Source organism: Streptomyces sp. BE20 (assembly GCF_036322525.1).
Lineage (GTDB): Bacteria > Actinomycetota > Actinomycetes > Streptomycetales > Streptomycetaceae > Kitasatospora.
Genome location: NZ_JAQYWW010000949.1, coordinates 1 through 11,343, shown reverse-complemented (window position 1 = coordinate 11,343; position 11,343 = coordinate 1). Strand labels below are relative to the sequence as shown.

At 70.1% G+C, this 11,343-nt stretch carries 6 protein-coding genes and 1 pseudogene; 4 read left to right on the top strand and 3 right to left on the bottom strand.

The annotated features are described in order from the left end of the window. The coding region (locus PUR61_RS23855; RefSeq protein ID WP_329881415.1) for a PIN domain-containing protein at positions 1–210 on the bottom strand (210 nt) is incomplete at its 3' end. 1,053 nt (positions 211–1,263) lie between these two features. Here PUR61_RS23855 and PUR61_RS23850 point away from each other — a divergent pair. The 4 genes from PUR61_RS23850 (at position 1,264) to PUR61_RS23835 (ending at position 8,247) form a co-directional block, all read left to right on the top strand. Further along, complete coding sequence (locus PUR61_RS23850) at positions 1,264–1,641, top strand: hypothetical protein (protein ID WP_329881414.1); 378 nt, start codon at positions 1,264–1,266, stop codon at positions 1,639–1,641. A 1,320-nt stretch (positions 1,642–2,961) separates the two neighbouring features. Beyond that, positions 2,962–4,944, top strand: coding sequence for a discoidin domain-containing protein (locus PUR61_RS23845; RefSeq protein WP_329881413.1), 1,983 nt, complete (start codon positions 2,962–2,964; stop codon positions 4,942–4,944). A gap of 385 nt (positions 4,945–5,329) precedes the next feature. Continuing rightward, entirely contained in the window at positions 5,330–6,985 is a 1,656-nt protein-coding gene (locus PUR61_RS23840; protein WP_329881412.1) for an RICIN domain-containing protein, read from the top strand. 560 nt (positions 6,986–7,545) lie between these two features. Then, positions 7,546–8,247 carry a DivIVA domain-containing protein gene (locus PUR61_RS23835; protein WP_329881411.1) on the top strand — a complete coding sequence of 234 codons (702 nt, stop codon included), beginning with the start codon at positions 7,546–7,548 and terminating at the stop codon, positions 8,245–8,247. Positions 8,248–8,859: 612 nt separating this feature from the next. Here PUR61_RS23835 and PUR61_RS23830 read toward each other — a convergent pair. Together PUR61_RS23830 and PUR61_RS23825 are read right to left on the bottom strand one after the other, a co-directional pair. Beyond that, the gene (locus PUR61_RS23830) at positions 8,860–10,554 is read right to left on the bottom strand and encodes a sensor histidine kinase (protein WP_329881416.1); all 1,695 of its coding nucleotides are present in this window, start codon (positions 10,552–10,554) and stop codon (positions 8,860–8,862) included. A gap of 411 nt (positions 10,555–10,965) precedes the next feature. Continuing rightward, positions 10,966–11,343: pseudogene (locus PUR61_RS23825) on the bottom strand (hypothetical protein); the annotation flags it as partial.

Below are 11,343 nucleotides of genomic sequence, written 5' to 3'. Positions count from 1 at the left end.
GCGGGCGAAGTAGCCCAGTTCGGGGTGGTGCCGCTTGGCTTCCAGCTCGGTGACCACGACCACCGGGAGAACGACCTCGTGCTCCTCGAAGCGGGTCATGGCGAGAGGGTCCGCCAGGAGCACGCTGGTGTCGAGCACGTATGTGCGCCGGTCGCATTTGCGGGAGCGGGCCGGTTGCGGGAACCGGATGCCGCGGTCTTCGATGCTCATGTGGTGTCTCCCTGGCAGCGGGGCTGGTGCCGGGCACGGAGTCGGGTGCGGACCGGCGCTGCTCCGGGGTGGAAGGTGTCAGCGGCGGCTCATGGTCCGGCAGGGCTGATTTCGGGACGGAGGTCGCACCGGTTCGATGTCCTGCAAGCGATGGTCGGGCGCTTCCTCAGCAAATTCTGGAGAATTCGCCGGCTTGGTCGGCGGATCCGTCAGGAATCCGACGGCTTACGTCTTCGTTGCCATGGCTATTGGCCTTCTATGCGCAAGGAACCAGGGTTCTGACGACTCCTGACCTTGGATGGCATCGCCCGCTCCGAACAGCGGACGCAGCCTGGAAATCCGTCACCGAAATCCGCTGTGGTGGTATGGGGGATTGATATTTCTGCCTGGCTGGAATCCGCGATGCGGATGGCCGGCGCATGGGGGCGTGTCTTTCGATAGACGATAGTCAGTGAGGCGCGCCGCTCAAACGTGAGGTGAATCACAGCCGATTGGTGTCCGGCTTCGAGGGCCTTCAGTGCCCGGACATGGCCGGTCGAAGCCCGCCACCGCAGGTGTCCGAGCGGTGACCGACCGCGTGGGGCCGCCTCGGTGGAGCGCAGTGCGCCAGAGGGGACCGGCCACCGAGCCGAAGCCGGTCCCAGCTGCCCCCGTGGCCTGCTGAATCGACCGCACGATCGTCGAACGTAGAGTCCGAACCTTGTGAGCGGACCGGCCGGGCTGGCGGGTCCGGGGTGGGTGTTCCGGTAGGGGCCTTCCTCCGTGAGACTTTGAGGTGCCGTCAAGCCCGCCCGCGCGCCGGACGCCGGGCCGCGCAGGATGACGACAGCCGGCCCCCGACAGCGCGGCCGGTCGCCGTGCACAGCGTGCACGAGGGTCGCGGTTTCCGTAGCCGCCTCCGTAGATCTCCCGATGCGGCCGTCCACCTCCGCAGGGGAAGGTGGGGAACGAACCACGCCGCCGGAACCCCGACCCTCCGACGGGCCGGTGCAGAACGTTCCCCATCCACTTCCTCAGGCCACGGGCAGGTGGGACCTCATGTACTCACGACGGATGACCGCGCATCCGCAGGCCGCGCTCTACCTGCGCTGCTACCTCAGTGATCCGTCCGACATGGAATGCCACCGCAGGGCGAAGCAACGGCTCGCCGTGCGGCACAGCCTGCCGGATCCCTTCGTGTACATCGACAATGGGCGCCGGCACCCTGACGGCCTGCCCCAGTTGGAACAGCTCGAACGCCGCATCGCCAACGGCTGGATCGACACGCTCCTGATCCCGGGCCCCTTCGTCTTCGTGCTCGACGACCGGCAGGCCGCCGCCACCGTCCGTCGGCTGCGCAGGCTCGGCTGCCGTCTGTCGAAATCCTGCCCAGGTGGCCCTATCGATACGACGCGCCGGTCGGGAACCGGGCGGTGGCTCGCTCCCTGCTGAACCTGAGAGCCTGATGTCGGAGCTGTAGCCCGGCAGTTGCGGGGATGACAGCCCACGCCCCCAACACAAGGCGGGCGAGCGGCGGCGGCCCACCGAGAGCCCGACCGACCCACCACCGCCGACCACCGCCACCGAACACCCCGTCAGGCCGACAGCGGTCCAGCCGCCTCTGTCCACCGGGCCGCCCCCGAGCAGCCCCGGCCGGTCATCCCCCCGCCGGCCGGGGCCCCACCCCTTCACCGACCCTTCCGGCCCTCCGTTCAGTTCCTCCTGACGCTTCGAGGCGAACGACCCCATACCCCGGACACGGTGATCCGCTTCCGTTTCGTTGAGGACCACCACGGCGTCTGGGGCGTCGAGCGGAGCTGCCGCGTCCTGGGCATCGCCCGGTCCTCGTCCGACGACTGGCGCGCCGACGAGCAGGTCCGCCGCGCCCGCGAGCGGGCCGAGGACCTGCTGGCCGCCGAGGTCGCGCTGATCCATTTCGCGCCCAGGGACGCCTATGGCCGTCCCGCGCGTGCGCGCGCAACCGCGGCGTCAGAGCCGGGCGGTCAAGCGGAAATTGGTGGAGCGGATCACGCACGAGCGCGGGATCGTGGGTGCACCCGCCGCCGGCGCCGCGGCCTGACCTGCCGGGCCCGCAGGTCTGTGTTCGCCCCGGACCTGATCGGGCGTGACTTCACCATCCTGCCCGGGGATGCGGCTGGTCGGCGAAGTGACTTCCTGCCGACCGGGGAGAGCCGGCTCTGCCTGGCCGAACGCGGCAGTCGATGGGGATCGGCAGGCCCGCGCGGGGTGGTGTCGTGGGTGGGGGAGTGCGGAGTGGTCGAGGGGGCAGGGGAGGACTTTCCGTGCGGCTGCCGAGTCGTCGTGCGTGTGGTGGAGATGGCGGCGAGGGGGTGGTGGCGGGTTTCGGTCGACCGTTCGGCCTGCCGCTGGCCGCACGGTGTGACCGTTCGCCGCACATCGCTGTTGGTGCCTTGTGGTCCGTGCCTCGGTGAGCTGGGATACGCCGCAGGAACAGACCGACTGCTGGGAGCGGGCACCGTCGACGACCACGGCGACCGTCAGCGAGAGGGCCGTGGCAGTGCTGATACGTGGCCCTGTCGGCCTGTTCCTCCACCGCACCTCGCCGACCCCGTGAGGCGTCGCGTGGAAGCCCTTTCACCCGCAGGTCGGGCAGCCCCGACCCTCTGGAACACCTCGAACGAGCCAAGGAGTTTCGATCGAGGTGTGAACGCGAGAAGTCCGTCCGCACGATGCGTGCCGAGCGGGAGGACGGGCCACCGCTGTCCCGACTCCCGAACCAAGGAGCGACCCATGATGTTCAGCAGCATTTTCGCCCGGTCACCGGTCGACGATCAGGTCCGGTCGTCGCGCGGCGACGACCTTCGAGAGTCCCCCGGCGTGGTTCGCCGGCCGCGCCCCCTCGGCCGCCTCGCCGCCTCGTTGGTGACCGCCGTCACCTTGCTGGCCGCCTCCGCGACGCTGTCTCCCCCGTCGTCGGCCGCATCGACCCCGCCCACGAACGATCCCACCCGGGCTCCGTACGACCTCGCGGTGGACGCCCCGGTGCTGATCGTGCTCGGACAGAGCAACGCCGTCGGGTGGACCGCGACGATGAAGAACCCCGCCGATCTGGCGCAGTGCGCGTCCTTCAGCCACGTCAAGGGGCTGAACCGGCAGGGCAACCTCACGGTCGGGGCCACACAGGCAACCTGGTCGCCGTACACCTGCACCGGCAGCAACCTCGGTGCCGAATGGAATTCCGGCCGCACGTACAACGTCGCGTCGGTGACCGCGATGCGGTGGGAACGCGCCATCAACGCCGGCGCAGCCCTCCCCGACCTGAACGTGATCCACGTGGGCTGGGGCAACCAGGGCATGCAGGGGACCGACGGGGGCAACAACCGCTGGTGGCCCGACCGCGACCCGACCCAGATCGACAGCCTGCACCAGCTCACTCTCAACACCATCGGCAACGGCCTGCGGGCACTGCAGGAGGCAGGCAAGCGACCGCGCGTCATCGGCATGCACTGGAACCAGTGGGAGACCGACGCGGCGCTGAACACCACGGTCAGCACCGGCCACATCCAGCAGGCGTTCCTCAACGTCCTGGAGCCGCTGCGTACGATGACCGGCGCCACGCAGGCCCCGGTCTTCCTCTACCGTCCACGCGCGACGCTCTTCCAACAGGCACCGACACAGCACGTCCTGGATGCCCTGACGGGCCTCGCCAATCGGCCCGCACCCAACCCCTACACGCTGATCGACCCGGCCGACGCCACCTCCGCGACGGGTACGCCGCTCTACCAGCCCTCCGCTGCGCCCACCTACGGGATCTTCAGCGGCGACGCTGTGCACTACACCCGCGCCGTGCACGAGTGGTTCGCCGACCGGCAGTGGAAGACCGTCTTCACGGACGGCCAATACGGCGCGCCCGTCGAGGACACCGCGAACGCGGCCCTGGGCAGGCCGGCCACCCAGTCCTCCACCTACGCTCCCTCCTGGCCGGCGAGCCGGGCAGTGGACGGCAACACTGACGGCACCTGGGCCGGCGGAAGCGTCACCCACACCCTCAGCGACTACCAGGCATGGTGGCAGACAGACCTCGGCGCACAGCGCCCGATCCGGGATGTGGAGGTGTTCAATCGCACGGATTGCTGCGGCGACCACCTCACCGACTTCTACCTGCTCGTGTCGGTCACCGACCTGACCGGCCGCAGCTGGGCGAGCATCGAGGCCGACCCGGCCGTGAAGCGGATTCGGATCAAGGGCACCGCACCCCAGAAGCTCACCGTCCCCGTCGGTGCCAACGGGAGGTTCATCCGAGTCCAGCTCGCCGGCACCAACGAGCTCCAACTGGCCGAGGTCCGCGTCAACATCCCCGTCCCCGTCCCCACGGTGAGCTCCTCGTACGGCACCGACCAGGGGCAACTGGGCAACCTCGCTGACGGCGTCCCCGCCACGTATTGGGTGCCCAACTCGGGCGTCACCGTCAACGGCACTATCACCGTCGACTACAGCACCGCACGCACTATCAGCGCGGTCACCCTGGCCACCCAATACGGCCAAGGCGCGGGCATCACCAACCTCGACGTGCAGACCTGGGACCCGGCCAGGGGCATATGGGTCCCCCAGGTCGCCGGAGCGGCCTTGACCTGGAACACCAACACCTCCGCCATCGAGAACCGCACGATCGCCCTTCCCGCCCCCGTCACCACCACCCGCATTCGACTCGTCCCCCGCACCGCCAACCACCGGTGGGGCCACTTCGTCCTCAACGAGATCATCGCCGGCTGACCCTTACCGGACCGGTCGGGCGAGAACGTCCCCAGGCAGATTGGGGCTTCGAACAGGTAAGAAGCCGGCGCCCCACCAAACGTGGAACGTGGGCTGATCGGACACGGACCTCGTTCGGAGTCCCACTGCCGGTACAGGAGTGACAGGGGAGGCCACAGCCGGCCTGCCAGATCGCCGGCGCCCGCCGTACGGGAGGACGACCGTCCGGTTCTTCCAGCCGCCGTTCGCATGCGCGCGCGGCAGGACAACGGCTGACAACACGTCGGCCATACCTCTGGTACCCACCTGAGCGATTCACGACCCACCGCCGCGCGGTGCTCCTGGCCGCGCGGCCTCGTGCTCTTCACGATGCTCGCCATTCGTCTCTGCTGAGAAGGGAACTGAAATGCGCAGATCCTGGCTTCTCCCCACCGCCGTCATCCTGGGGCTTCTGGTGCCAGGCATACCCACAGCCACCTCGGTGGCCACCGCAGGTCCGGTCTCGACCGGCCTGGTCGCGAACCCTGGCCCCTACTACACCTTCGCGGCCCGGCACAGTTCCCAGTGCGTGAATGTCCGGAGCGCATCCACGGCCAACGCCACGGCCGTGATCCAGTGGCCTTGCATCGGTGGCGCCCCGAACGAACAGTGGCGCCTTCAGGAGACCGACTCCGGGTACGTGCGCGTCATCGCCCGGCACAGTTCCCAGTGCCTGAATGTCCGGGGTGGATCCACATCCGACGGCGCGGCCGTGATCCAGTGGCCGTGTACCGACGGCGCCCGGAACGAGCAGTGGAAGCCGGAAGACCTGGGGAACGGGCACGTGCGCCTGGTTGCCCGGCAGAGCGGCAAGTGCCTCAACGTGGCCAACTCCTCCCCGACCTGGGGCACCGGCCTCGTACAGTCGCCCTGCGACAGCACCGAGAGCGAGCAGCTCACCCAAACGCCCGTGACGACGCAGGTGGTGACCTGGGCGGCGAGCACCGACCGGCTCGGTAACGCCGTCCAGGACCGGACCCACCGCCTCATCGTCCACACCAGCACGGGAGGCAGCGGCCTGCGGATCCGGTTGTCGAACGCGTTCGGCCAACAGCCGGTGACGTTCGGCGCCGGGAGGGTGGGGCTACGGTCGTCGGGCGCCGCCGTGACGCCCGGCAGGAACAGCCCGTTGACGTTCAACGGTGCGTCCTCGGTGACGGTCCCCGCGGGGGGCACGGTGTACAGCGACCCGCTCGACACCACGGTCCAGGCCGGCTCCGACCTCGCGGTCAGCCTCTACGTCCAGCAGGCCTCCGGTACCGCCTCCGGCCACAAAGCGGCACGGCAGACGTCCTACGTGGCACCCCAGGGTGATCACGCGGCCGACGACGCCGGCACCTCCTTCACGCAGACGGTCACCACCTGGTCGTACCTGGACGCCGTCGTGGTCGACGCCCCCACCGGCACCGGTGCCGTCGCCACACTCGGTGATTCCATCACGGACGGCCTGAACTCCACTCAGAACACCAACCGCCGCTGGCCGGACGTCCTCGCCGCCCGGCTCCAGAACACCCCGGGCAACCTGGTCAAAGGGGTGGCGAACGAAGGCATCTCCGGTAACGAGGTGCTGAAAGACCACAACAACTTCGGTGAGAGCGCGGTCCGACGACTGGACCGCGACGTGTTGTCGCAGCGGGGACTGCGTACGGTCGTTCTCCTGGAGGGCATCAACGACATCATTCGCAGCGCTCCGACCGCTCAGGCGCTGACCGACGGCTACCGCGACATCGTGGATCGCGCACACGCGGCCGGCGTCTGCGTGATGGGTGCGACCATCATGCCCTACCAGGGGTCGGCGTACTGGACGGCCGCGGGCGAGCAGGTCCGCCAACAGGTGAACGAGGTCATCAGGAGCGGCGCGCTCTTCGACGCGGTGGTCGACTTCGACGCGGTCATGCGCGACCCGGCCCAACCGTCGCGCTTGCTGCCTTCGTACGACGGAGACCATCTGCACCCCAACGACGCGGGGATGCGCGCGATGGGAGAAGCGGTGAGCGTGGACAACCTGCGCTGCACCCGCTGAGAGACACCGACACCGCCCGCACCGGCGAAGGCCGGAAAGTCCAGCGGTATCGGCGCAACCCGAAAGCGTGAGGTCGCCACCCATCGGGGGCGGCCTCACGGTCGCCCGCAGACGGGCGAGGACCCCACCGGCGGTTTGGGAGCGGGGCATGTCGCGCGAGCCGCCGGCCGCGCGCCCACACCGACACTCACACCGTTGCGGTCAGGACATACCGCTCGTCGCGCAGCAGCCCCCCCCGGGGCCGCGGTCGCCCGGTGCCCGGGCGGGTACCCACCGTGAGTCCGATCCGCGCGGTTCGGACGAAGGCACAATTCCTCGCGGTAACCCCTGGACTTCGCATGAGCGGGGAGGGTAAAAAGCGCGTAGCGGCAATCCGTACACCGACGACGGCCGCCGCTTCCGGGGCCGCTGCCCGTGCCCCGCCCACGCATCCGCGTGCGCGTCCGGTGTCCGGCGCCTCGCAGCCGATGCCCGCCCACCACCGCCCGTCCGACGCCACCACACCGAAGGCGCCGGGCACGGTCGGGCCACCCGGTACACCGACAGTCGAGGTTGCCCCGATGCCCCTCACCCTTGCAGACCTGCGCGCCCGCCAGTTCACCACCGTCCGCCTGCGCCCGGGCTACGACGGACGCGAGGTCGACGACTTCCTTGACTTGGTCGAAGCCGAACTCGTCCGACTGCTGCGCGAGAACGAGAGCCTTCGAACTGCTGTGGCCTCGGCCCTTGTCCGCCCCGCAGCCGTAGCGCCGATCACCGGCACTCGGAGCCCGGCACTCATGCCCCCGCCCCCGCCCCCGTCTCCGCCCCCGCCCCCGTCTCTGCCCCCGTCCCCGCGTCCGGCCCCGGACGGCGTGTCCGGGGCCGCCCAGGTCCTCACACTCGCCCAACAGGTCGCCGACCGGGCCGTCGCAGCCGCCCGCGCCGAGGCCTGGAGCGTCCTCACCGCGGCCCGCACCCGAGCCGAGGGCGTCGAACGTGCCGCGCAGGCCGACGCCGACACCCTGGAACGCGACACCCGTGCCGCGGTCCAGACGATCATCGGCAATCTGGAGGCCGTCCGCGCGGGCCTCGAATCCAGGATCCAGAGGCTGCGCGCACTCGAACACGAACACCACACCCGCCTGAACTCCTACCTGGAGCAGCGATTGCGTCACCTAGGGACACTCACCGGCGACGACCCCCCCGCCACAGGCCCGGTCCCCGCCCCACCGCGGCCCCTCCACCCCGGGGGTGCCCGACCGGCCCCACCCCTGGCATGACCGGCCTGTCGGCCGCGGAAGGGCCGCGGCCCACGAGCACGCCCATCCCGAGGCTGCTCCTCAAGCGGATCAGCGCCACCGTCCACCGGGCCGCCACACACCCGCTCACCCACACACCGGCAGGGTCTTCCCACCGTCCGACGCCCCTCTTCATACGCCGTGGCCCGTAGCCGGTGGGCGTGGCTGAAAGATCGCGCAAGCCCGTGACATGACAGCCTGGCCGCGGTCTCGGTCCCGGGTCCTCGGCCAGGTGGAACGGACGAGTCACGGCGGAGAGGACGGAACCGGTCGCCTCGGTGGCCGGGACGCAATGGTCGACGAGGTCGTCGAGCGTCTGCTGGACAGCGCCGACGCCTCAGGGGCTCTCCAGGTCTGCCCGTAACCGCAGTATCGCGAGCGGCGCACGGGGAGAGGTCTGGTCGCGCACGCGGGTCCGGGATCGTATGCCGCCCTGAGCACGAGGGTCCGCGCAGCCGCCTTCCCGTCACCATGCCCGCTGCGTGGCCGCGTCGGGCTGCCGGGGACAGGTACGGCGCCCAGAATCGCAGCGGAGGGGCAGACGAGGCGGCAGGGTCCGCCCGGTGGCCGGCTCTTGCGTTCGATGTCGGCCTGTCACCGGGGCGAGAGTGGCAGCCGGACGGTGAACTGCGCACCGCCCTCGTGTGCGTTCCCGACCGTCACCGTTCCCCTGTTGCGCCGTGTGGCCTGCCTGACCAGCGCGAGCCCCAGTCCCCGCCCGGATTCCGGCGATTCGTGGTCCGCCGACCTCACCGGTGATTTGGTGCTCCAACCGCGTCGGAAGATCTCTTCGAGCGCTGTCGTGTCGAGCCCCGGGCCGGTGTCACAGACACTGATCAGGAGCTCCGCGGCGTCGGCGCGGACGGTGACCGTCACTCGTGGACGGCGCTGCGGGGCAAGGCCGTCGCCCCCGGGGGCGGAGGGGTGGAGTCGCGAACCACGGCAGGCGGTCCCTTGGACGGCGGCGTCCAGGGCGTTGTCGATGAGATTGCCGAGCACGGTCACCAAGTCCCCTGATGACAACGAGTCCTCGGGCAGGGACCCCTCCTCGACCCGGCTGTCCGGCGCGAGGGCGAACTCCACCCCGAGTTGATCGGCCTGGGCCGCCTTGCTCAGAAGCAGGGCGGCCAGGACGGGCTCGGCGATCACCTCGGCGATCTGATCGGTGAGCTCGCCCGTCAGGGCCAGCTCGACCGTGGCGAATCGCACCGCTTCCTCGGCGCGGCCGAGTTCGATCAGCGAGACCACGGTGTGCATCCGGTTGGCCGCCTCGTGCGCCTGGGATCGCAGGGCTTCCGCGAAGCCTTGTACGGAGCGGAGTTCACGGGACAGGAGCCGCAGTTCGGTGTGGTCGCGGAGGGTCACGACCGTGCCGCGCCGGGCTCCGCTGAGAACGGGTGCGGTGTTGACGACGAGCACTCGTTCGCCGGTCAGATGGACCTCCTCGACGCGCGGTTGCGCGAGCATCATCGCGTCGGTGAGGGGCACTGGAAGGCCGAGTTCGTCGATCCTGCGGCCGATCACGCCTTCCGAACCGGCCTCGGGTCCGAGCCCGAGCAGTTGTCGGCCGCCGTCATTGATCAGGGTGATGCGCCCCTGCGCGTCCAGGATCAGCAATCCCTCCCTCAGGGCGTGCAGCGTGGCCTGTTGGTAGGCGTACATCTGGCCCAGTTCGGCGGCGGGCATGCTGTGCGTCTGCCGACGCAGCCGGACGGCGAGGAGGGACATGGCCAGCCCGCACACGGCCAGGACGGCGAGCGCCGTTCCGGCCAACGACACCAGCTGCTGCCACACCTGATCGTTGATCCTCTGCACGGTGATGCCGGCGCTGACCAGGCCGACGATCGTCGTGCCGTCGAATATCGGCATCACGACACGCACCGACGGCCCGAAGGATCCGGAGTGGATCTCGTAGGAGGTTTCGCCCTTCTGGGCGGATTCGATGTGGCCGGAGAACCGTCCTCCGATGAGACGGGGATCGGGATGGGTCCACCGGATTCCCCGGGGGTTCATGATCGTGACGAAGGCGACCCCGGTGTTCTTGCGGACCTGCTCCGCGTAGGGCTGGAGCAATGCGGTCGGATCGCTGGAGCGGATGGCCTCGCGCACCGAAGGGGCGGCGGCCACCGAGCCCGCCGTTCCGGCCGTTTGGCGTCGAGCGGCCTCCTCGGCCTGGCCTCCTGCGCCGAGGTACGCGAAGGTCGCGCACAGGCCTACGGCCATGACCAGCACCATGGCCTGGAGGGCGAACAGTTGGCCGGCGAGGCTTCGGGGGCGCGGCAGGTTCATGCCGGTCATGTGCATGGGCGGCACCCTGGTGGAGAGATTTGCCGTGGGCGATTTGGGCACTATAGCCGTCTGCGGCTGAATTGTAAGCCCCGATGACGCGCGGTCCTGCCGAGCCCGAGAAGGTACGAACGGATGCGGTCCCACTTCTGCCGACGGCCTTCCGCGACCAGGCTCACCGCTGTCCTTTTCCGGTCGAACCGGTCCAGCGCCCGCCCGGCCGCATGGATGTCGGTGGACAGCCCGCGGGTGGGGTGACTCGGCGGCCGGCGGTGTCGGGCCCGACGCGGGGGACACGGGTCCGGCGGCACATCCGAGGGGCCCGGGCGGGCACGGGGGAGCGGCCGGACGGTTGGTGCCGCCCGGCCGCTCCAGGGGTGCGGTTGGTGGTGTGGCCTGCCGGTGCGGGGCGGGTCAGTCGCCGATCTCGACGGTGATGTCGTCGAGGACGAAGCTGGTCTGCGCCGAGGTGTCCTCCGTGCCGGTGAACGTGAGGGCGACGTTCTGTCCGGCGTAGGCGGAGAGATCGACCGTCCGCAGGATGTAGCCGGCGGCCCGGTCGAGGTTCGAGTAGGCGGCCACCTCCTGGCCGTTGGCGGTGACGGTGAGCCGGTCGTACCTGCTGGACGTGGTGTTCTCGGCCGTGTCGACGTGCAGCCAGTACGTCAGCGTCGCCCGGCAGCCCGCCGGGACGGCGACCGTCTGCGCGACGGTGTCCGTGTGGCCGGACCCGTAGCCGTCCAGCCAGGCCTTCCAGGAGCCGCCGTGGCTCGCCTGGCCCCGGTCGGTGTC

What these genes read in the sequence shown, in the direction of transcription:
- PUR61_RS23850 (WP_329881414.1), top strand. Translation starts at nt 1,264, where the DNA reads ATGACCGCGCATCCGCAGGCCGCGCTCTACCTGCGCTGCTACCTCAGT.
- PUR61_RS23840 (WP_329881412.1), top strand. Translation starts at nt 5,330, where the DNA reads ATGCGCAGATCCTGGCTTCTCCCCACCGCCGTCATCCTGGGGCTTCTG.
- PUR61_RS23845 (WP_329881413.1), top strand. Translation starts at nt 2,962, where the DNA reads ATGATGTTCAGCAGCATTTTCGCCCGGTCACCGGTCGACGATCAGGTC.
- PUR61_RS23830 (WP_329881416.1), bottom strand. Translation starts at nt 10,554, where the DNA reads ATGAACCTGCCGCGCCCCCGAAGCCTCGCCGGCCAACTGTTCGCCCTC.
- PUR61_RS23835 (WP_329881411.1), top strand. Translation starts at nt 7,546, where the DNA reads ATGCCCCTCACCCTTGCAGACCTGCGCGCCCGCCAGTTCACCACCGTC.